Origin of the sequence: Iodidimonas nitroreducens (assembly GCA_000710935.1) — a bacterium.
Classification (GTDB): Bacteria; Pseudomonadota; Alphaproteobacteria; order Sphingomonadales; family Rhodothalassiaceae; genus Iodidimonas; species Iodidimonas nitroreducens.
Genome location: BAYV01000013.1, coordinates 37,036 through 57,120, shown reverse-complemented (window position 1 = coordinate 57,120; position 20,085 = coordinate 37,036). Strand labels below are relative to the sequence as shown.

23 protein-coding genes and 2 tRNA genes are annotated in these 20,085 nt (G+C 56.1%); 3 read left to right on the top strand and 22 right to left on the bottom strand.

All coding sequences use genetic code 11. The features are described 5' to 3' along the window. Positions 1–24: 24 nt before the first annotated feature. The 11 genes from AQ1_RS14455 to AQ1_RS06225 form a co-directional block, all read right to left on the bottom strand. Positions 25–609 (bottom strand): TIGR02444 family protein, encoded by a 585-nt coding sequence (locus AQ1_RS14455; RefSeq protein WP_052371048.1) that lies wholly within the window; start codon positions 607–609, stop codon positions 25–27. Then, the gene (locus AQ1_RS06275; RefSeq protein WP_042085432.1) at positions 602–1,168 is read right to left on the bottom strand and encodes a UbiX family flavin prenyltransferase; all 567 of its coding nucleotides are present in this window, start codon (positions 1,166–1,168) and stop codon (positions 602–604) included. The genes AQ1_RS14455 and AQ1_RS06275 overlap by 8 nt, the downstream gene beginning before the upstream one ends. Before the next feature lie 121 nt (positions 1,169–1,289). After that, a tRNA-Lys gene (locus tag AQ1_RS06270) sits at positions 1,290–1,364 on the bottom strand. A 33-nt stretch (positions 1,365–1,397) separates the two neighbouring features. Continuing rightward, positions 1,398–1,474: transfer RNA gene (locus AQ1_RS06265), tRNA-Pro, on the bottom strand. 102 nt (positions 1,475–1,576) lie between these two features. After that, a complete protein-coding gene (locus AQ1_RS06260; RefSeq protein ID WP_042085430.1) occupies positions 1,577–2,311 on the bottom strand; it encodes a cytochrome b/b6 domain-containing protein in 735 nt (244 codons plus the stop codon). Between the two features lie 151 nt (positions 2,312–2,462). Then, the gene (locus AQ1_RS14850; RefSeq protein ID WP_313981375.1) at positions 2,463–3,113 is read right to left on the bottom strand and encodes a MerR family transcriptional regulator; all 651 of its coding nucleotides are present in this window, start codon (positions 3,111–3,113) and stop codon (positions 2,463–2,465) included. A 184-nt stretch (positions 3,114–3,297) separates the two neighbouring features. Further along, positions 3,298–3,612, bottom strand: a complete 315-nt coding sequence (locus AQ1_RS06245) for an integration host factor subunit alpha (RefSeq protein WP_042085569.1) — start codon at positions 3,610–3,612, stop codon at positions 3,298–3,300. Between the two features lie 137 nt (positions 3,613–3,749). Next, complete coding sequence (locus AQ1_RS06240; protein WP_081837122.1) at positions 3,750–4,727, bottom strand: beta-ketoacyl-ACP synthase III; 978 nt, start codon at positions 4,725–4,727, stop codon at positions 3,750–3,752. Next, complete coding sequence (gene plsX, locus AQ1_RS06235) at positions 4,724–5,803, bottom strand: phosphate acyltransferase PlsX (RefSeq protein ID WP_042085426.1); 1,080 nt, start codon at positions 5,801–5,803, stop codon at positions 4,724–4,726. The genes AQ1_RS06240 and plsX overlap by 4 nt, the downstream gene beginning before the upstream one ends. 109 nt (positions 5,804–5,912) lie before the next feature. Next, positions 5,913–6,437 (bottom strand): YceD family protein, encoded by a 525-nt coding sequence (locus AQ1_RS06230; protein WP_052371047.1) that lies wholly within the window; start codon positions 6,435–6,437, stop codon positions 5,913–5,915. Next, positions 6,434–7,030 carry a ubiquinol-cytochrome C chaperone family protein gene (locus AQ1_RS06225; protein ID WP_042085423.1) on the bottom strand — a complete coding sequence of 199 codons (597 nt, stop codon included), beginning with the start codon at positions 7,028–7,030 and terminating at the stop codon, positions 6,434–6,436. The genes AQ1_RS06230 and AQ1_RS06225 overlap by 4 nt, the downstream gene beginning before the upstream one ends. A gap of 111 nt (positions 7,031–7,141) precedes the next feature. On the opposite strand from AQ1_RS06225, the gene AQ1_RS06220 reads away from it, so the two are divergent. Beyond that, positions 7,142–7,645 carry an outer membrane protein assembly factor BamE domain-containing protein gene (locus AQ1_RS06220; protein ID WP_052371046.1) on the top strand — a complete coding sequence of 168 codons (504 nt, stop codon included), beginning with the start codon at positions 7,142–7,144 and terminating at the stop codon, positions 7,643–7,645. A gap of 85 nt (positions 7,646–7,730) precedes the next feature. On the opposite strand, the gene AQ1_RS06215 is transcribed toward AQ1_RS06220, so the two are convergent. The 11 genes from AQ1_RS06215 to rpiB all read right to left on the bottom strand — a co-directional run bounded on the left by AQ1_RS06215 (position 7,731) and on the right by rpiB (position 17,930). Next, positions 7,731–9,824 (bottom strand): sodium-translocating pyrophosphatase, encoded by a 2,094-nt coding sequence (locus tag AQ1_RS06215; protein WP_042085419.1) that lies wholly within the window; start codon positions 9,822–9,824, stop codon positions 7,731–7,733. 208 nt (positions 9,825–10,032) lie between these two features. Beyond that, a complete protein-coding gene (locus AQ1_RS14450) occupies positions 10,033–10,557 on the bottom strand; it encodes a flagellar basal body-associated FliL family protein (protein ID WP_052371045.1) in 525 nt (174 codons plus the stop codon). A gap of 46 nt (positions 10,558–10,603) precedes the next feature. Further along, positions 10,604–11,602 carry a thiamine-phosphate kinase gene (gene thiL, locus AQ1_RS06205; RefSeq protein WP_052371044.1) on the bottom strand — a complete coding sequence of 333 codons (999 nt, stop codon included), beginning with the start codon at positions 11,600–11,602 and terminating at the stop codon, positions 10,604–10,606. A 20-nt stretch (positions 11,603–11,622) separates the two neighbouring features. Next, complete coding sequence (gene nusB / locus AQ1_RS06200; RefSeq protein WP_081837121.1) at positions 11,623–12,120, bottom strand: transcription antitermination factor NusB; 498 nt, start codon at positions 12,118–12,120, stop codon at positions 11,623–11,625. Between the two features lie 2 nt (positions 12,121–12,122). Continuing rightward, positions 12,123–12,575, bottom strand: a complete 453-nt coding sequence (ribH, locus tag AQ1_RS06195; protein ID WP_042085417.1) for a 6,7-dimethyl-8-ribityllumazine synthase — start codon at positions 12,573–12,575, stop codon at positions 12,123–12,125. Positions 12,576–12,582: 7 nt separating this feature from the next. Beyond that, positions 12,583–13,704: a 3,4-dihydroxy-2-butanone-4-phosphate synthase gene (gene ribB / locus AQ1_RS06190; RefSeq protein ID WP_042085416.1), complete on the bottom strand. Its 1,122-nt coding sequence runs from the start codon at positions 13,702–13,704 to the stop codon at positions 12,583–12,585. Positions 13,705–13,744: 40 nt separating this feature from the next. Beyond that, positions 13,745–14,404, bottom strand: a complete 660-nt coding sequence (locus tag AQ1_RS06185; RefSeq protein ID WP_042085415.1) for a riboflavin synthase — start codon at positions 14,402–14,404, stop codon at positions 13,745–13,747. Between the two features lie 30 nt (positions 14,405–14,434). After that, the gene (gene ribD, locus AQ1_RS06180; RefSeq protein ID WP_313982442.1) at positions 14,435–15,448 is read right to left on the bottom strand and encodes a bifunctional diaminohydroxyphosphoribosylaminopyrimidine deaminase/5-amino-6-(5-phosphoribosylamino)uracil reductase RibD; all 1,014 of its coding nucleotides are present in this window, start codon (positions 15,446–15,448) and stop codon (positions 14,435–14,437) included. Then, the gene (gene nrdR / locus AQ1_RS06175) at positions 15,445–15,930 is read right to left on the bottom strand and encodes a transcriptional regulator NrdR (RefSeq protein WP_042085414.1); all 486 of its coding nucleotides are present in this window, start codon (positions 15,928–15,930) and stop codon (positions 15,445–15,447) included. The genes ribD and nrdR overlap by 4 nt, the downstream gene beginning before the upstream one ends. Positions 15,931–16,022: 92 nt before the next feature. Then, positions 16,023–17,360: a serine hydroxymethyltransferase gene (gene glyA, locus AQ1_RS06170; protein ID WP_042085412.1), complete on the bottom strand. Its 1,338-nt coding sequence runs from the start codon at positions 17,358–17,360 to the stop codon at positions 16,023–16,025. Positions 17,361–17,471: 111 nt separating this feature from the next. Next, positions 17,472–17,930, bottom strand: a complete 459-nt coding sequence (gene rpiB, locus AQ1_RS06165; RefSeq protein WP_042085552.1) for a ribose 5-phosphate isomerase B — start codon at positions 17,928–17,930, stop codon at positions 17,472–17,474. A 399-nt stretch (positions 17,931–18,329) separates the two neighbouring features. Here rpiB and AQ1_RS06160 point away from each other — a divergent pair, with 399 nt between their 5' ends. Both AQ1_RS06160 and AQ1_RS06155 read left to right on the top strand, forming a co-directional pair. Further along, positions 18,330–18,770 (top strand): Ros/MucR family transcriptional regulator, encoded by a 441-nt coding sequence (locus AQ1_RS06160; protein ID WP_462687113.1) that lies wholly within the window; start codon positions 18,330–18,332, stop codon positions 18,768–18,770. A gap of 144 nt (positions 18,771–18,914) precedes the next feature. Beyond that, entirely contained in the window at positions 18,915–20,060 is a 1,146-nt protein-coding gene (locus AQ1_RS06155) for an acyl-CoA dehydrogenase family protein (protein WP_152550397.1), read from the top strand. Positions 20,061–20,085: the final 25 nt, after the last annotated feature.

Genomic DNA, 20,085 nt, shown 5'->3' with positions numbered 1-20,085 from the left:
GGCTGTCTCCTTTATCATCCGGTTTTATGCGTGTTTAGTGGAAAGAAAAACGTGGGTGAGCGGCATCCGGCAGGCAGCATCGGCGATCCGTGCCGCCATCGCCAGCGCCTTTTTGGGGGCAAAATCCTTAGGCGCATCCTTTAACAAAGGCATCAGATCGTCTTCAAGGGCCTTGGCCAAAGGCGATTGTGCCTGCCCATCGCATGGCCGCGCGCCCAAGGATCGCCCGCTGGCGACCAGCCGCCTTTGCTGCGCTTTTTCGCTGGAGAGTTCGGCGGCTTTCAGCGCTTCATAGGCTGCGGCCAGATCCGGATCATCACCGATCATCGGCTTCAGCCCGCGCCGAACCGCCCGCAAGGGGCGCAGGATCGCCGCATCATAATGATCCATGGCCGCGCGCAGGATCGCCAGATCATCCGGGCTTAAAACCAATTGATGCGCCCGCCAGCGAAAACAAAGATACAAGATAAGATTGACATTGGCCCCCAGATGATCCTGCAGATAAAGGCAGGCTTCGGCCACATCATCCCGGCCATAAAGGGCCAGGGAAAACGCCCAGAATGCCGATGCGTCCTGATCCACCGTTTCGTCAGTATAGTCTTCAGCCATGGGGCCCCGTCCAGCGTTTCACCCCTTGGCTATCAATGCCAAACAGATCGAGCACCCGGCCCACACTGTGATCCACCAGATCATCGATCGTTTGCGGCTTGATATAAAAAGCGGGCATGGGCGGGGCAATGATCGCCCCCAAGCGCGCGGCATCAAGCAGCAAAGCGCAATGTCCGGCATGAAGCGGGGTTTCGCGCGGCATCAAAACCAGCCTGCGCTGTTCTTTCAGGCACACATCCGCCGCCCGGGTCAGCAGATCATCGGCCATGGAATGCACAACCGCCGACAAATTCTTCATGGAGCAGGCAGCCAGAATCATCCCATCGGTTTGAAAGGAGCCACTGGCAATGCTGGCCGCCACATTGCCGATTTTATGGACATGATCGGCCATGGCTTCCACCCTATCAAGGCTGTATTCGGTTTCCACAGCCAAAGTGATGCGGGCGGTTTTGCTCATCACCAGATGCGTTTCAACATCGGCCATCGGCTGCAAAATTTCCAAAAGCCGAATGCCGTGGATGATGCCGCTGGCCCCGCCCATACCGATGATCAATCTCATAGAACCTCTCTTTGCGCACATTTAGCGACCTTCGCAGCCCCTCGCCTGAGTGTGGCCCCGCAGGATTGTTGGGCGCAAGAAAAAAGCACCTGACCATATCTGGCCAAGTGCTTGTTTTTATTGGAGGGCCGTCGGGGACTTGAACCCCGGACCCGCTGATTAAGAGTCAGCTGCTCTACCACTGAGCTAACGGCCCGAATGAAGCGGGCAAACCCGTTTGTCTTTGCAATGGTCGGAGCGGCGGGATTTGAACCCACGACCCCTACACCCCCAGTGTAGTGCGCTACCAGACTGCGCTACGCTCCGCATTGCAACGGGCGCCGTTATAGGCGGGAACCGACCCTTGATGCAACCAAGAAAACGCATACTGCCAAATCAACTGCAAAGCGCCTTGCACCTGATCGGGCATCATTGGTTTTTCTTATTTTTTTGGGGAAGCATTTTATAGCCCGTGATCATGGCGGAAACCAATGATCCCCCCTGCCGGATTTCAGCCCGAACAACCGCCGCACTATGCAAAACAGCCATCCCTATCAGGGCATAAAATCCATAGACATGAAGGCTGATGAAGGGTGCCCGCAAGGATCGCATCTCGGCATAGTGTTCAGGGTCATAAAGGGGCTTGGCATAAGGCACCAGATCTGCAGGGGCCACCCCCGGTGCCGCAATCCATTCAGCGATCAAGTGACCCACGGGCGGCCAGAACAGATCGCTGCCCGCCAGAAAAAGGCCCGTAACAGCCTGGGAAAGCAAAAGCAGATACAGCACGAAAACCGATAGCTGCCCCAAAGGATTATGCCCGGCATTGTGCAGGGGATCGGTATCCCCATCCTTCCTTAAATAGCGCGCCAATCGTTCGCGATAGCGCGGCCCGAATGCAAACAGATGTCGCCAGCGGGCATGGGGACTTCCCACAAAACCCCAGATGATTCGAACCAGCAGATTGGCTGCAAACACATAGCCGATCAAAACATGGATCTGTTTCAGCGCGATCTTGCCATCATTGCTGATCCCCAGATCGCCCCCATAAAAAATCACCAGACCCACCCCAAGCAGGCCCAGAAAACAAAGCAGATTGATCCAATGAAAGAGCCGAACCGGGCGATCCCAGATTTTCAAACGCTGATAAACGTCTAAAGCCATGATCGTCTCCCTTCAGATTCCTGAAAAATCATGATGTCGATGATTATGGCTATTATTGTGTGAAATATGGGCCTTTGCCCCTGATCCAGATCAAGACATGGCAAAAAATTGGTTGTTTCACAATCTTTGCCGCCTTGGGATGATCCGTGCCTCAATCCAGCATTTGGCGCAGGGTGCGCAGTTCATCCAGAATGTGAGCCAATGTTGCGCGCATCGGGGCCTTTTCCGCCCGGCCCGGCTCCGCTAAAGACGGATTGATGGGCTGATCATCAGACGTATCTTCAATATGATGCAAGCCAGCCCCATCGGCATCTGGTTTATTTTGATCGGGCTTTGATCCATCAGGCGTCGCATGTCCTGCCATCGGACGATCTCCCGCCGCCGCCGCCGCCATCGGCCGCTCCAAAGAGCTGCGACCAAGGTCATCCGGCTCCGCCATAGCCAGCACATCATCAATGGTGGCCTTCACGCCCTGCTCCCGAAAGCGCTTTTGCACGCCCTTGATGGTCATCCCATCTTCATGGAGCAAATGCTTCACTGTCCGCAAAAGAGCAATATCCTGCGGCCGATAATAGCGACGATTGCCCCCTCGCTTCATAGGGCGGATGGAGGTGAAACGGGTTTCCCAAAAGCGCAAGACATGCTGTGGCAGATCAAGAAGCTCGGATACCTCGCCAATGGTCCGAAAGGCGCGATCAGATTTTTCCGATCCGCTCTCTCCTGTGTCCAAAGACCCGGACCGGGGCATCATTCGGGCATCATTTTCGTCATCATGGGGCCGCATGGGGCCATCCGCTGCCATATCTGAATATCCAGACACCATCTATCCGCCCATCGTTTCAATCGGCATCAAATTCCGCCACTTCCGAGTTCCGCTAAGCTGTATGAGCAATCGACCGAAAAAGGCGATCCGCTTTAAGGCCTTGGAGAAACAGAGCAAGAAGTGCATAGCGCCAATAAACGACAAGATGATGGCCAAAGACCGATCAAGCCCCGCCTTTTCCCTTGAGCGCGCCATTGATCCGATCTTTCATCACCTGACTTGGGCGAAAAACCAGCACGCGCCGGGGTTCAATGGGAACTTCCTCGCCCGTTTTGGGATTGCGACCAATGCGCCCGCCCTTGTCACGCAGGATGAAACTGCCAAAAGACGAGACCTTCACATTCTCTCCCGCGACCAAAGCATCGCTGATGGTATCGAGCACCTGCTCCACAAGATCCGCAGACTCATTCCGCGACAAGCCCACTTCCTGATAAACAGCTTCCGATAATTCAGCGCGCGTCACGGTGTGCTTCGACATGGCCATTCCCCTGTCAGATGATGAAGCAGTCTAGATCGCAAAAGATTTCATGTCAATCAATGTCTTAGCGAATAGCTGGCAATGTCTTAGTCTCAAAGCTGATGAGCGGATCACAGCCATCAGGCGAAACCGCTAATCTACCAGCGGACCAGACACCCACCCCATGTAAAGCCGCCGCCCATGGCTTCCAGCATCAAGAGATCGCCGGATTTGATGCGCCCATCGCGCACCGCTTCATCAAGGGCAAGGGGGATCGAGGCGGCAGAGGTATTGGCATGGCGATCCACAGTCATGATCACCTTATCTGGGCTAAGGGCGAGCTTTTTCGCTGTGCCTTCAAGAATGCGACGATTGGCCTGATGCGGCACCACCCAATCTACGTCTTGGGAAGTCAGCCCCACATCCGCCAGAATTTCTTCCATTACCGCCGCCAGATTAACCACAGCATGGCGAAAAACCTCGCGCCCCTTCATGCGTACATGACCGGTGGTGCCGGTGGATGAAGGCCCGCCATCCACATAAAGCATATCGCCATAGCGGCCATCCGAATGAAGCCTGCTGGCCAGAATGCCGCGATCCTGAGGCTGGCCCGCCCCCTCGCCCGCTTCCAGCACCACGGCCCCGGCACCATCGCCAAAAAGCACGCAAGTTGTGCGATCCTCATAGTCAAGAATCCGGGTAAAGGTTTCGGCACCGATCACCAAAGCCCGCTTCACCTGCCCCGCCTTGATGAAATTATCGGCGGTATTAAGCGCATAAACAAAGCCCGAACACACCGCCTGCAAATCAAATGCAAAGCCCTTGTGCATCCCCAAAGCATGTTGAACACTTGTGGCCGTGGCGGGAAAGGTTTGGTCCGGCGTGGCGGTGGCCAGCACGATCATATCCAGATCAGATGCGGCAATCCCGGCCATATCCAGCGCCCTTTCGGCCGCCTTTATGGCAAGATCGGATGTTTTTTCATCATCGGCGGCGATATGGCGTTGCCGGATCCCCGTGCGTTCGGAAATCCAATCGTCGCTCGTCTCAACGAACCGGGCCATATCGGCATTGGTCATGATCCGTTCGGGTAGATAGCTGCCGCAGCCTTTGATAATGGATCGGATCGTGCTCACGCTGATTTGCTCTCTGCCTGTTTATCTGTTTCCAATGTCAGGGGCTCACTCTCCTGACGGTCCATGGCCACCCCGCCCAGATCCTTGGTGATCAGATGGATCAGATTATGATGCGCCATATCGATCGCCACGCCGATGGCCGTGGCATAGCCTTCAACCGTTGCCCCGCCATGGCTTTTCACCACAAGCCCATTCAGGCCCAACATAACGGCACCATTATGATGATTCGGATCGAGATGATCGCGCAAACCATTCATACCGCGCCGGGCCAGCAAATAACCCAGCCGGGCACGCCATGAAGAGCGAAAGGCATCGCCCACCAGGCGGCCAATCAACTGCGCCGTGCCTTCCACCGCTTTCAGGGCAACATTGCCGGTAAAGCCATCGGTGACCACCACATCGGTTTCGCCGGCTCCGATCATATTGCCCTCGATAAAGCCGCAAAATTCCATCGGCAGATCAGACGTCCGCAGGATTTCTGCAGCTTCTTTTACCTCTTCATTGCCCTTCAGTTCCTCGACCCCGATATTGAGCAGCCCCACGCGCGGCCGCTGCAATCCCAAGACCGTGCGGGCAAAAGCCGCGCCCATCACTGAAAATTCAACAAGATTAGAGGCATCACATTCCACATTCGCGCCCAGATCCAGCATCACACATTCGCCCTTATAAGTGGGAAGAAGTGAGGCCAAAGCAGGGCGATCAATGGATGGCAAGGTGCGCAGGATGAATTTGGCAAGCGCCATCAAAGCCCCGGTATTGCCGGCTGATACCGCCACATCGCACTCCCCCGCCTTCACGGATTCGATGGCCAGCGCCATCGAGGATTGGCGGCTGCGACGCAGGGCTTTGCCGGGCTTGTCTTCGGCCTGCACCACATCATCGGTATGCACAAAGCGGCTGACCTTTTTTAGCAAAGGTGCGGCATCGAGCAAGGGCTGCACATCATCGCTGCGCCCGAAAAAGACGAAATGGACATCGGGATAGCGTTCGCGGGCGAGATGCGCGCCATGAACAACCACCGCCGGAGCTTGATCACCACCCATGGCGTCGAGCGCAATTGTCAGATGTTTTTTCAACTATGCCTGCCCCAGGATCTATTTACCATTCAACACATCATAACACCGGCAAGCTACACTTCTGCCACACCCTGATGCGCCGTGCAAAATACCGGCAAATGATATTGCTTCAAGTCTTGTCGCGAAGTTTTTCAAGAATCGAGAATGGATTATCGCGACGATGGCTTATCTTCAGTTCGTCTTCGCTGATCACCCCCTGTGGTAAAACGGCATCTTCGGCACGCGGAAAAGGATCAAGCGCCAAGGACAGGGTTTGCGCCAGAGCTTCGCCCACATCCACCTTGCCATCGATCAAAGCAACCACATCCTCATGCTCTGCATCCACAATCGCCTCTCCATCCTCTTCGGGCAAGTCATCAGCAAGATAATAAATGGCGAAAGGCTCATCCAGCCGAACGACAATGGGTTGTAAAGTGAGCACACATTGCTGCACCAGATCGGCCCGTAACTGGCCGCTCAGCTTCATTCCCCCCTCAATAGCATTGATTTCCACATCACCCTCAAGGGCATTGATCGCAGGCAGTTCAAATCTTTGAGACAAGGCCTCACGAATGGCCTCATCTGCCTTCAGATCGAGAAAAAGCGGCTCTTTATCGAGGCTGTCGCGGCTGATGATATGGTGAAAGACGGTCATGCCCGGGGGTCATCCTCATGTCGGCTTTTGGTGGTTTCGGAAATTTCAGGGCTTAGAAAATGCACGCGGCCAGCACAGATATCCTCGTCGCTGATGGCTTCCAGATGCGCAGCCTGACGCCTCACATAAGAGGCCAAACGCTCCACGCAATCCCCTGAAGGGAGCTGCCCACGATAAATATTGCGCGCCAAAACATCCATAAGCGCTGCCTCATCCCCCGAATCAAGGGCATGATCATAAGCCTGCAAGCGCCCGAAATAGGCCGATGCCATCTCTTTGACATGCTTGCCAACAGCCAGATCCCCCACCCCTATTTCACGCATCGAGCGATCGAGATCGGCAAAAAAAGCCTCTTGCAAAATCATCTGCACGTCATTGCAGGGGGGTTTGATCGCGCTCAGCCTGTGCAAAACTAAATACAGATGCAAAACAACGAGATCGAAACGCCCATCCAATGTATCGGGGATTTTATAGTGGGTAAAAAAAGCAGGCTGTCGGGCCTGTCCCACGGCCCCGCTATAAAGGGCAATCGCGGTTTCGCGGCCGGGTGAGGCGGCAAAAAGATTTTTCAGAAAATGGATCAATGAGGACATGGGCACGCTTGTTGACTTGACGCGGTGAATAAGAGATGACTGTATCAGTGATCATTCGCCGCTTATCGGCAAAAAATCAAGCACAGGCTTTGTTTCCAAATGATTGCTAGAATGGGTTCTCTGAAATCAAAATCGTCGAAGGGCGCTTTATTGGGGTGCATGGCCATAGCGCTGCTGCTCCCGGCCTGCACCACATCCACCCAAACCCGCGGTTATGTGGTTGATGAAGACCTGATGAAGGCCATTTCCCCCGGCGTTGACAACAGAAATTCTGTTGCCGATATGCTGGGTACCCCATCAATCGTCAGCGCCTTTGGCAATGAAACATGGTTTTATGTCTCCCGCGATACAGTTAGCCGTGGCTTCATCGAAGAACGCCCGCTCACACAAACCGTTGTGGAAGTGCAGTTCGATGATGGCGGGGCGGTTCAAAACGTCAAGCGCTATGGCCTTGCCGATGCGCAGGAAATCGATCCGGTTGATAACATCACGCCCATCCGCGGCAAAACCCTGGGCTTTTTCGAGCAGCTTTTGCGTGGCATCGGGCGGGTTGGCCCGGCGGGCCCCGGCGGTGCGGGTGGCCCCGGCGGCGGTCGTGGCCCCGGCGGCCGCTGAAACCTGATATCCCTCTCGATCTCTAAGCAATTAATTAACGGCACGCCCCGCAAAGGGCATGCCGTTTTTTTCTGATCAGCCGCGCTCAGTGGGCCAGAAAGGCCAGCAGCAAAAGCGCCACGATATTGGTGATCTTGATCATCGGGTTCACCGCCGGGCCCGCCGTATCCTTATAGGGATCGCCCACCGTATCGCCGGTCACCGCGGCTTTGTGGGCTTCTGATCCCTTGCCGCCATGATGGCCATCCTCGATATATTTCTTGGCATTATCCCAAGCCCCGCCACCGGCAGTCATGGAAATAGCAACAAACAGCCCTGAAACGATCACCCCCAAAAGCAGGGCGCCAACAGCCGAAAAGGCCTGCCCCTGCCCGGCAATGGCATTGATCACGAAATAGACCACCAACGGCGCCAACACCGGCAATAAGGATGGAATGATCATTTCCCGGATCGCCGCCTTGGTCAAAAGATCGACCGAACGGGCATAATCGGGTTTTTCCGTCCCATCCATAATCCCCGGCTTTTCACGAAACTGACGACGTACTTCCTCAACCACCGCACCACCGGCACGGCCCACCGCCGTCATCCCCATGGCCCCAAAAAGATAAGGCAGCATGGCCCCCAGAAACAGGCCCACCACAACATAAGGATTGGACAGGCTGAAATCGACGACCACTTCAGAAAAATAGATTCCGATATCAGCGGTATAAGCCGAGAACAGCACCAAAGCCGCCAAGCCCGCCGAGCCGATGGCATAGCCCTTGGTCACCGCCTTCGTGGTATTGCCCACCGCATCCAAAGCATCGGTGCGCGACCGCACATCTTCATCCAGATTGGCCATTTCAGCGATGCCGCCAGCATTATCGGTGACCGGGCCATAGGCATCAAGCGCCACCACCATGCCCGCCAAAGCGAGCATCGCCGTGGCCGCAAAGCCTAAGCCCAAAACACCGGCCAGGCTATACGCCACGATGATCCCGGCGGAAATGATCAGCACGGGAATGGCTGTGGCTTCAAGGGAAATGGCCAGCCCCTGGATGACATTGGTGCCATGGCCGGTTTCCGATGCCTTGGCAATCGACCGCACGGGGCGATATTCGGTGCTGGTATAATATTCCGTGACATAGATCAAAAGCCCGGTCACAGCCAGCCCCACCACACCGCATAAATAAAGATCCATGCCGGTAAAGCGGCCCGCATCTGCGGTGGTGAACGCCGTATCAAGGCCTTCCGCCCCCAAAGCCCAATCCATGGCGAAATAAATCGCAATGAGAGACAAAACACTGGTGACCAGAAAGCCTTTATAAAGGGCCCCCATGATCGATTGCTTTGATCCCAACCGCACGAAAAAGGTTCCGATGATCGAGGTGACGATGCACACCCCGCCGATGATCAGGGGCAAAGCCATCAGATCGGCGGCCCCTGTTTTCAAAAACAAAGCCGATAAGACCATGGTGGCACCCACAGTCACCACATAGGTTTCAAACAGATCCGCCGCCATCCCGGCGCAATCGCCCACATTATCGCCCACATTATCGGCGATCACCGCCGGATTGCGGGGATCATCTTCGGGAATACCGGCTTCAACCTTGCCCACCAGATCAGCGCCCACATCCGCGCCCTTGGTAAAGATACCGCCTCCCAAACGGGCGAAGATCGAAATCAGCGATGCCCCAAAGCCCAAAGAAACAAGGGAATCGATCACCGTGCGCCCGGTGGCTTCAAAGCCCAGACCCACAGTAAGAAAGGTATAATAGCCCGCCACCGCCAGCAGGGCGAGGCCCGCCACCAGCATCCCGGTGACCGCGCCCGCCCGAAAGGCAATCGACAGGCCCCTTTGCAGGCTTTCGCGCGCACCTTCCGCCGTGCGCACATTGGCCCGCACAGAAATCAGCATGCCAATATAGCCTGCCGCGCCTGACAAAACCGCCCCTAAAACAAAGCCGAAGGCCGCCCAGGGTTCGAGAAAAAAGAACAGCAAAGCCGCGACCACCACCCCGACAATGGCAATGGCCCGATATTGGCGATTGAGATAAGCCCCCGCCGCTTCCTGAATATATCCGGCGATTTCCTGCATGCGTTCATTGCCAGGACTGGCCGACAAAACTGATCGCGTTGCCCATATGCCATAAAGAATGGCCAAAACACCCGCAGCGATCGAAACATACAAAACTTGCATAAACGATATCCCCTTCTTTTGAATCCGACGGGCAGATCAGGGCGCATGTTGGCGCACAAATCAGCCCATGACCGCTTTTTATTCTTCTGCGCGGTCTTTTCAGTTTCAAAAGCTTAAGGGTCGCTTATGGATCACGCAAGCCACCAAACGCATCTGTGGAATAATCGGAGCCCCGCCGGGCTTTTTAGGCCCGGACGGGCCGATAGGATCAGGGAACCCTTTGGGCATTGGTGATCCGCACCCTTAAAACCCGATCCGGGCCCATAACCTGCTTGCTCACCGCATCAAGGCGTTCGCGCAAAAGCTCAAAATCAAGGGCACCGGGTTTGTCTTTTTGTGTGGTTTGCCGGGCATTGAGATCGCGCAGAAAGGCATCGCGCAATTCTGGAATTCGGGCAGCGACATAGGATTGATGATCGGGGCCATCCACCTCGAAAGCCAGATCCACCCACATATAGCCCAGAACATCACCATCATGATCAATCAAAGGCACCGCAAAGCGGCGCACCGGCACCACCAGCAGATCAATTTTGGGCAGATCGGGCGCAGCCTCCTCGGGCGCGGCCTCGGCTTCGGTCTGCTCGGCATCTGTCGGCGCCTTAGCGGAGCCGGAAACCAGCAGATAAACCGCACCGCCGCCGATCAGCAAACCCACGACCACACCAATGATGATCATCAGCACGCCGCGACGCTTGCCGGATGCCGGCAATTCAATGGGATCGTCATCAACCATAAAGCCTGTTCCTCATTCCCGGTTTCTTCTGATCGCGTCCGCCACATCACTGATGCTGAAAGCCACCCGCCCCCCAGGCATCGCGGGGCAAAGGCGTGCCATCATGGGCGATCACCGCGAGCCCTGCCCCCGGCTTCACCCGGCCGATCCGGCTGATGGCAACCCCGGCTTCATGAGCCAGCGCCGCAAGCTGATCAGCCTCATCGGTGGCGGCGGTAAAGGCCAGTTCATAATCGTCACCGCCGGTGAGAATATCCATCCACAATTCGGGCGCATGATGAACCGCCATCCGCCCGCCATCCGATAAAGGCACCTGCCCGGCCTCGATCTCCATCGCGCAATCGCTTTGTTCACAAATATGACCCAGATCGGCCAACAGCCCATCCGATATGTCAATTGCGGCAGAAGCATGACCCGCCAAAGCCATGCCCAATGCCACCCGTGGCCGGGGCAAATGATAGCGATTGATCAGGGCATCCTTTATTGCGGCAAAATCCGGGATGCGGGCCACAGCGGGGGGCAATGTGCCCAAAAGGGCTTTTAACCCCAAAGCCGCTTCGCCGATCGCACCGCTCACATACACATCATCGCCCGGCTGTGCGCCCTTGCGCCGCAGGGCCCGACCCTGCCCAACAGCCCCGATGGCCGTGAGCGATAAGATCAGCGATCCAGCCCCGGAAACGGTATCGCCGCCATAGAGCCGAAGCCCGAATTCCGCCTGATCCTGCGCGAGGCCCCGGCAAAAATCCCGCGCCAAAGCCTCATCCAGATGATCGGGAAAGGCAAAGCCCAGCAAATATCCCAAAGGCCGCGCCCCCATTGCCGCCAGATCAGACAGGTTCACCCGCAAAAGCTTGCGCGCCACCAGATCGGCGGGATCATCGGCAAAAAAATGCCTGCCCGAAACCATCATATCCTTGGTAAAAACCAGATCGCAGCCCGCGGGCGGCGCGAGCACAGCCGCATCATCCCCCAGGCCATAAGCCGGGGCACCCGCACCAGCCAAAGCGGCAAAACAGGATTTTATGAGGCCAAATTCATCCAAAAACTGCTCCCCCCATCCGCCTAAGACGTGCGGATTTCGCGCGCCAGTCGATCAATCACGCCATTGGCAAAAGCCGGCTCCGCCCCATCGAAAAAGGCATGGGCCACATCCATATATTCATTGATCACCACCGCCGTGGGCACATCGGGCCGGGCCATCAATTCATAGCTTGCCGCCCGTAAAATGGCGCGCAAAACCGATTCCAGCCGATCAAGGGGCCAATTGGCGGCCAGAACCTGCTTTAGTTTTTCATCGATCTCATGCACCCGTTCGATGGTGCCTAAAACGATATCGGCAAATAAATCCTGATCCGCCGGGGCATATTGATCCCCTTCGATTTCACGCCCCAAACGAAAGGCGCGAAATTCGGTCACCACATGGCGGGGATCGGCATCGCTGTTTTGTTCAAGCTGATAAAGGGCCTGCACAGCCCCCAAACGGGCCGCCGCCCGGGCACCGCCGGTAGGTTTTTTGTTTTTACGCGTACGCGCGGGCGAGGGTGCCTGCTTTTGCGGCATGGTTATACTCCAAAACGCTGTTTGATGCCGATCATATCCACACAGGCTTTTGCTGCCGCCCGGCCCTTGTTCCCCCGCTTGCGATCTGCCCGCGCCCAGGCCTGCTCGCCATTTTCGGTGGTCAGGATGCCATAGCCGATGGCCAGTTGATCCCGCACCGCCAGATCCTGCAGGCCCCGCGCGCTTTCGCCGCAAACATAATCATAATGGCTGGTTTCACCGCGAATAACCACGCCCAAGGCAACATAGCCAGCAAATTCCTCGCAATGGCCCGCCCGCCCGGCTTTGGCCGCCATGGCAATAGCCGCCGGAATTTCAAAGGCTCCGGGCACGCTCAAGCGGTCCACCTTAAAGCCGCTGGCAGTCAGAAACGCCTCGGCTCCGGCATAAAGTTCATCGGCTAGATCTTCGTAGAAGCGGGCCTCTACAATCAAAATCGTCTGGGATGGGGTCATGTTATGATCAATCGTCGGTGGGAATGGTGCGTTGTTCTACGATATTAAGGCCATAGCCCTCAAGCCCAACGATATTATGTTTTGTATTTGACAGCAAAATCAAATTCCTGACACCCAGATCAAGCAGAATCTGGGCACCGATCCCATAATCACGCAGGGCCGCCGTGCTTTCTTTATCCTGTTTTCGCGCGGGGATATGGCGCATTTTCAATTCCTGCGTCAGCCGATCAGGGCGGGTATCGCGGATGATCACTACCGCCCCCCGTCCGGCCTCTCCGATCACCCGCATTGATTGATTCAATTGCCCGGCGCGGCCATTATTTTCTGCCAGAATATCATCAAACAGGCTGATCGCATGCATCCGCACCAGAACCGGATCATCGCCCCGCAGATCGCCCTTCACCAGCACCATATGCTCGGCATATTCAGCGGTATTCACATAAGCAAACAAGGTCCATTCACCGCCATAAAGGCTGTTCATGATGGTTTCATCAACCGCTTTCACCAGGCTATCATTCTTCAGCCGATAGGCGATCAGATCGCGAATGGTCGCCACCTTCAAACCATGTTTCCGGGCAAAGGGAATAAGATCAGGCAAGCGGGCCATGGTGCCGTCTTCGTTCATGATTTCGCAGATCACCGCGGAAGAATTCAGGCCCGCAAGGCGGGAAATATCCACCGATGCTTCGGTATGGCCTGCCCGCACCAGAACCCCGCCATCGCGCGCCACCAAAGGAAAAACATGGCCCGGCGTTGCCAGATCATCGCGGCTTTTTCCATGATCGATGGCCACCTGAATGGTCCGTGCCCGGTCGGCGGCGGAAATGCCCGTGGTCACCCCTTCACGGGCTTCGATGGAAACGGTGAAGGCGGTTTGATGGCGGCTGGCATTTTCCTGGCTCATCAAAGACAGGCCCAAAATATCTGCCCGCTTTCGGGTAAGGGTGAGACAGATCAGCCCCCGACCGAATTTCGCCATGAAATTGATCGCTTCGGGCGTTGCCATCTGGGCGGGGATCACCAGATCCCCTTCATTTTCGCGGTCTTCATCATCGACAAGGATGAACATGCGGCCATTGCGCGCATCTTCGATCACATCCTCGATGCGCGACAAAAAAGCTTCAGTCATGTCGGGCCTTTCTTTCTGTGAAGGCTGTTCTAACGGGTTTTTATGTGCGCTGTTCCATCAATCGCGCCAGATAACGGGCAAGCAGATCGATTTCAAGATTAACCCGATCCCCCTGCACCGCCCTGCCAAAGGTGGTTTCCTCAAGACTATGAGGGATGAGATTGACCGAGGCCGTGGCATCGGGCAGATCACCCACGGCATTCACCGTCAGCGAGGTACCATTGATCGCCAGCGATCCCTTGCGGGCCACATAAGGGGCCAGATCATCGGGAAGGCCGATGACAAATTCCCGCGAGCCTGCCCGCTCGATAATTTCAAGAATCACCCCCACACCATCCACATGGCCCGAGACGATATGTCCGCCCATTTCATCACCCACGCGCAGGGATCGTTCCAGATTAACGGGGGTGCCGGGCCGCCAATCCCCTAAATTCGTGCAGCGCAGGGTTTCATCGCTCACATCCACGGCAAACCAGCCGCCCGCCTGATCCTTGCTCGCCGCGCCTTTATCTACCACCGTCAGGCACACCCCCGCACAGGCGATGGAGGCCCCCAGATCAATGCTTTTCGGATCATAGCTGGTCTCCAGAATGATCCGCGTATCGCTTTCCCCCTGTCCGGGGCTTGCGGCATCGATCGGCTTTCCGCCGCGCATCAGGGTTTGCACATGCCCGATATCGGTGATGATCCCCGTAAACATGGTCGCTCCTTCAAAGCCCGCTCTGCCTCTTCAGCCGCGTTCATAAACTGCCAGAGCGTCTTCGCCAAGGGTGCGCGTTTCAATCACCTTCAAATAGGGGGCATCGGCCATCACATCCCGCACCCCCAAAGCCCCGACCGATGCCCGGCCATCCTCGCCAATCAGCTTGGGCGCGGTGTAAAGATAAAGGCGATCCATCAGCCCCACCCGCATAAATGCGGCGATGGTGGCCGCCCCGCCTTCCACCAAAAGGCGGGTGATGCCGCGCCGGGCCAAAGCGGCGAGCAGATCATCCAGATCATAAGGGGGCTGATGATCAGGCAGAAGCCCGGCCGATGTCCACCAGCCATCGGGCTGATCTTCAGGAACCCCATGCGACAACAGCACCTTTTGCGGGCTGCGATCAGCTAAGCCCGGCAGCCGACAATCCAGCCGGGGATGATCGGCGCGCCATGTGCCGCCGCCAATCAGGATCGCATCATGATGCGCGCGCAGGGCATGGCCATGGGCGCGGGCCAAAGAGCCGGTGATCCATTGGCTATGGCCTGTGGCGCTGGCAATGCGGCCATCGGCGGAATGCGCGATCTTGCCACTGACCAAAGGCCGGTCCCGGGTCAGCCTGAGCACAAAGCCCTGATGATCGCGCTGTGCCTGTTCGGCCAGAATCCCCAAATCCACCTGCAGCCCTGCCGCGCGCATCCGCGCCACCCCCTGCCCTGCCGTGCGCGGATCGGGATCTTCCATGGCCACCACCACGCGCGCAATCCCGGCATCGATCAGGGCCGTGGCGCAAGATGGCGTTGCCCCTTGATGAGCGCAGGGCTCAAGGCTGACATAAGCCGTGGCCCCCGCCATATTCTCAACTGCCGATTGCAGGGCCTGAGTTTCGGCATGAGGGCGGCCGCCGGGCTGAGTCCACCCCCGGCCGATGATCCGATCTTCTTTGACCAGCACACAGCCCACCGCCGGATTGGGGGCAACCCGGCCCAAACCCCGCCGCCCCAGCCGCAAGGCCATATCCATGAAATGCGTGCGGACGGTCATTCATCCCGATCCTCATCCCGCACCAATCCCTCATCCCCTTGCATGGTGGAGAGAAAATTCTCGAAATCCTGAGCCTCGCGGAAATTGCGATAAACCGAGGCATAGCGCACATAAGCCACTTGATCGAGGCTCGAGAGCGCATCCATCACCAATTGCCCGATATGATCGGCCTTCACCTCATTATCACCCTGGGATTCAAGGCGGCGCACCAAACCATTGACCATGCGTTCCACCCGCTCCGGCTCTACCGGACGCTTGCGCATGGCAATATCGATGGATCTTTGTAATTTATCCCGCTCGAAAGGCACCCTTCGGCCATTGCGCTTCAAAACCACCAATTCACGCAATTGCACCCGTTCAAAGGTGGTGAACCGCGCCCCGCATCCCGCGCAAAAGCGTCGCCGCCGGATCGCCGAGCGATCATCGGTCGGGCGCGAATCCTTGACCTGCGTATCCTCATTCCCACAAAACGGACAGCGCATCTCACCCCTCTCGTTTCAAGACCGGTATCCCTTGAACCTTTTTGGAACTGCTTTCGGGTCAGGCTTGGCCCAGAGCCTTTCGACCTGCGGACCTAAAGCCCCGGATAAATGGGAAAACGATCACATAAATCGCGCACTCTTCGGCGAATATCCGATTCCAAAGCCTGATTGTCATCAGCCTTCCTGGCCAGGCCATCGAGCACTTCTGAAATCCAATCTCCCACCAATTCAAATTCTGCGGTGGAAAATCCCCTCGTGGTGCAGGCCGGTGAGCCCAAACGAATGCCCGAGGTGATGAACGGCTTTTCAGGATCGAATGGCACGCCATTCTTGTTACAGGTAATCCCGCAGCGCTCCAGGGATTCATCGGCGGCTTTGCCGGTCAATCCCTTGGGCCGCAAATCCACCAGCACCAGATGCGTATCCGTGCCGCCGGCCACCAGATCAAAACCGGCTCCTTGCAGCTTTGCCCCCAAAGCACGGGCATTATCGATCACCGCCTGCGCATAGCGCTTGAAACCGGGCTGCAAAGCCTCGCCAAAAGCCACCGCCTTGGCCGCGATCACATGCATCAAAGGTCCGCCCTGCAAACCTGGGAAAACCGCCGAATTGATCTTTTTCCCCAATTCGGCATCCTGCGACAGGATCATGCCGCCACGCGGGCCCCTCAGGGTTTTGTGGGTGGTGGTGGTCACCACATGAGCATGGGGCAAGGGGCTGGGATGCACCCCACCGGCCACCAAACCGGCAAAATGCGCCATATCCACCATAAGATAAGCCCCCACTTTATCGGCAATGGCGCGGAAGCGGGCAAAATCGATCTGCCGGGAATAGGCCGATCCGCCCGCAATGATCAGCTTTGGCTTGTGTTCTTTGGCAAGGCTTTCCACCTCATCATAATCGATCAGCCCATCGGCGCGCCGCACTCCATATTGCACGGCATGAAACCATTTTCCCGAAAGGCTGGGCTTTGCTCCATGGGTAAGATGGCCACCTGCATCGAGGGACATGCCCAAAATCGTTTCACCCGGCTTGACCAAAGCCAGCATCACCGCACTATTGGCCTGAGCGCCGGAATGGGGCTGCACATTGGCAAAACTGCAATTGAAAAGCTGGCAGGCCCGCTCAATCGCCAAAGATTCCGCGATATCGACAAATTCGCAGCCCTGATAATAACGCTTTCCGGGATAGCCTTCGGCATATTTATTGGTCAGCACCGAGCCTTGCGCTTCTAAAACCGCAAGGCTTGTGATGTTTTCAGATGCGATCAACTCGATCTGGCTTTGCTGGCGCTCCAATTCCTTTGCGATGGCCCCGGCAATTGCGGGATCGGCCTGCGCCAGAGGGGTGGTAAAAAAGCCATTTTGCGCCAGAGCATCTGTGCGGCGGTCCGCAGGGCGGCTTGCAGTCTCTTTCGGGGCGGATGACATGATAAGCAATTCCTTATTGGCCGAAGATCAGGATGAAGATGGAGACCAGGCTGATCATTCAGCCGGTGAAAAAGCGCTTGGGACCTTTGATACAGTCACGGGCATCAACGATCACTCTGCCGATCCATCGGGAGGCGCGCCCAGCTTATCGACCCGAAGCTGATGCCGCCCGCCTTCAAAGTCCGTTTTCAGAAAGACGTCAAGAATTTCGCTGGCCATCGCAGGTCCGATCAAACGGGCGCCCAGTGCCAGGATATTGGCATCATTATGCTGCCGGGCGAGCCTGGCTGACAAGGGCTCGTGACACAAGGCCGCACGCACCCCGGGATGGCGATTGGCGGCAATCGAAATGCCGATCCCCGAGCCGCACACCGCCACGCCCTTGATTGCCCGACCATCAATAATGGCCTGCGCCAATGCATAGCCAAAATCGGGATAATCCACCGATGCCCCATTAAAGGTTCCCAGGTCCTCAATCTTAAAGCCCTTGTCTCGCAGATGCGTGCGCAAATATTCCTTGAGATCGAAACCGGCATGATCGGCGGCAAGAGCAATGATCGTCTCGGCCATGAGCATTATCCTGAAAGACAGATTTAATTTGAAGCCGCGCGGACGTGCTTCATGGGCACTGACCTGAGGCACAGTGCCTCATAGCACAGGCAGATCACAGCCGCCAAGACGGCAGCCCGACAAAATGCATCGGGCGATCATGGCAGTTTGTGAACAAACGCACCGGCAAAAAAGATCAAGCCATCAAAGCTGATGATTTTAAATATATAAACTGATCAAATACAAACAGACAGTAAGATTTTTTCCATTTTATCATGGTTAAATTCTATTAATTGATTAATATTTATGTAAATATCGAATTAATCTTGATTATTGTATAATTTGCTGCCATGTAATCGGATGTTATTGTACAAAATGCGGAAACAATCCATGGACGACAAAAGAATTGACGACAAAAGAATTGACGACAAAAGAATTAATGGTTTGTCGCCAGACGCCGCAATGCAGATGGTTGCGGATATCGTCACAGCCTATGTAGCCCATAATACATTGCCCGCTTCGCAAATTCCCGATGTCATTAAAACCGTCCATCAAAGCCTGATCAATTTGGGTCAGGACAGCGGCCATATGACCGCGGATAGTTTGAAGCCGGCTGTGCCCATCAAAAAATCCGTGACTGATGATTATATCATTTGTCTGGAAGATGGAAAACAGCTCAAGATGCTCAAGCGGTATCTCAGGTCAAAATATGACATGACCCCCGAAGATTATCGGGCGAAATGGAATTTGCCGCCGGAATATCCCATGGTAGCCCCCAACTATGCCAAAAGGCGTTCGCAATTCGCCAAGGATATCGGCCTGGGGCTGGGCGGCCGGGGCGGCGGTCGCAAAAAAGTCTAAAAACTGGGCGTAAAATTGCGCATCATTACCCTAAATACCCCCTGATCATTCCATGCCGTGCTTTAAGCATCGGCCGGGATTGACCTTGGCGTTCGGTTGGCTATGGTCCACTGATCATATGGCTTTTTGCCGGATCAGAGGTGTATCGTGGATTTCAGGCTGAGCGAAGAACAAGAGCTGATCAAAGAAACCGCCCGGCAATTTGCCCTGAACACTCTGCTGCCCTTCGCAGCCCGCTGGGATGAAGAGAAAATTTTCCCCACCGATGCTCTGCGTCAGGCAGCAGAGCTTGGTTTTGCCGCAATTTATATTGATGAAGCCCATGGCGGCGTAGGCTTGGGCCGGGTGGAAGCTGCCCTCATCATCGAGCAGCTCGCATATGGCTGTCCCTCAACGGCGGCTTATCTCTCGATCCATAATATGGCCAACTGGATGATCGCCCATTTTGGCACCGAAGATCAGCGGGCGCGTTGGACGGACGATCTTTCAAGCATGAAAAAGTTCGCCAGCTATTGCCTCACCGAAGCCTCGTCCGGTTCGGATGCGGCGGCGCTCAAAACCCGAGCCGTGCGCCAGGGCGATCACTATATCCTCAATGGCGCGAAAGCCTTTATCTCCGGGGCGGGCGATGCGGGTTCGGATGTCTATGTGGTGATGGTGCGCACCGGCGATCAGGGGCCCGGCGGCATTTCGTGCCTTATCGTGGAAAAGGGCACAAAGGGTTTGAGCTTTGGGGCGCAGGAACGGAAGCTCGGCTGGCATTCCCAACCAACAGCCACGGTCAATTTCGATGATTGCGCGGTGCCTGTTTCCAATCGCATCGGGGCTGAGGGGGATGGCTTTAAAATCGCCATGCAAGGGCTGGATGGTGGCCGCCTCAATATCGGCGCTTGTTCATTGGGCGGGGCGCAATTCGCCCTCGATAAAAGCCTTGATTATGTAAAGGAACGCCATCAGTTCGGTCGGCCCATTGCCGAATTTCAGGCCACCGGCTTCAAGCTTGCGGATATGGCCACCGATCTGGAAGCCGCACGCCTTTTGCTTTATGCTGCGGCCCAAAAGGTGACGGATAAAGCCCATGATGCCACCCAATATGCGGCCATGGCAAAGCGGCTGGCCACCGATACCGGCACCCGCATCGCCAATGATGCCCTGCAATTGCATGGGGGCTATGGCTATCTGATGGATTATCCCATTGAACGGATCTTGCGCGATCTGCGGGTCCATCAGATTTTGGAAGGCACCAATGAAATCATGCGGGTGATCATTGCCCGCAAATTGCTCGGCTGATCGCCAGCCACTTCTTTTATCTTTG

Excerpts from the sequence above, each read along its gene's own strand:
- AQ1_RS14455 (WP_052371048.1), bottom strand. The coding sequence starts at position 609 with ATGGCTGAAGACTATACTGACGAAACGGTGGATCAGGACGCATCGGCA.
- AQ1_RS06275 (WP_042085432.1), bottom strand. The coding sequence starts at position 1,168 with ATGAGATTGATCATCGGTATGGGCGGGGCCAGCGGCATCATCCACGGC.
- AQ1_RS06260 (WP_042085430.1), bottom strand. The coding sequence starts at position 2,311 with ATGGCTTTAGACGTTTATCAGCGTTTGAAAATCTGGGATCGCCCGGTT.
- AQ1_RS14850 (WP_313981375.1), bottom strand. The coding sequence starts at position 3,113 with ATGGCAGCGGATGGCCCCATGCGGCCCCATGATGACGAAAATGATGCC.
- AQ1_RS06245 (WP_042085569.1), bottom strand. The coding sequence starts at position 3,612 with ATGTCGAAGCACACCGTGACGCGCGCTGAATTATCGGAAGCTGTTTAT.
- AQ1_RS06230 (WP_052371047.1), bottom strand. The coding sequence starts at position 6,437 with ATGACCGTCTTTCACCATATCATCAGCCGCGACAGCCTCGATAAAGAG.
- AQ1_RS06225 (WP_042085423.1), bottom strand. The coding sequence starts at position 7,030 with ATGTCCTCATTGATCCATTTTCTGAAAAATCTTTTTGCCGCCTCACCC.
- AQ1_RS06220 (WP_052371046.1), top strand. The coding sequence starts at position 7,142 with ATGGGTTCTCTGAAATCAAAATCGTCGAAGGGCGCTTTATTGGGGTGC.
- AQ1_RS06215 (WP_042085419.1), bottom strand. The coding sequence starts at position 9,824 with ATGCAAGTTTTGTATGTTTCGATCGCTGCGGGTGTTTTGGCCATTCTT.
- AQ1_RS14450 (WP_052371045.1), bottom strand. The coding sequence starts at position 10,557 with ATGGTTGATGACGATCCCATTGAATTGCCGGCATCCGGCAAGCGTCGC.
- nusB (WP_081837121.1), bottom strand. The coding sequence starts at position 12,120 with ATGCCGCAAAAGCAGGCACCCTCGCCCGCGCGTACGCGTAAAAACAAA.
- ribH (WP_042085417.1), bottom strand. The coding sequence starts at position 12,575 with ATGACCCCATCCCAGACGATTTTGATTGTAGAGGCCCGCTTCTACGAA.
- ribB (WP_042085416.1), bottom strand. The coding sequence starts at position 13,704 with ATGACTGAAGCTTTTTTGTCGCGCATCGAGGATGTGATCGAAGATGCG.
- AQ1_RS06185 (WP_042085415.1), bottom strand. The coding sequence starts at position 14,404 with ATGTTTACGGGGATCATCACCGATATCGGGCATGTGCAAACCCTGATG.
- ribD (WP_313982442.1), bottom strand. The coding sequence starts at position 15,448 with ATGACCGTCCGCACGCATTTCATGGATATGGCCTTGCGGCTGGGGCGG.
- nrdR (WP_042085414.1), bottom strand. The coding sequence starts at position 15,930 with ATGCGCTGTCCGTTTTGTGGGAATGAGGATACGCAGGTCAAGGATTCG.
- glyA (WP_042085412.1), bottom strand. The coding sequence starts at position 17,360 with ATGTCATCCGCCCCGAAAGAGACTGCAAGCCGCCCTGCGGACCGCCGC.
- rpiB (WP_042085552.1), bottom strand. The coding sequence starts at position 17,930 with ATGGCCGAGACGATCATTGCTCTTGCCGCCGATCATGCCGGTTTCGAT.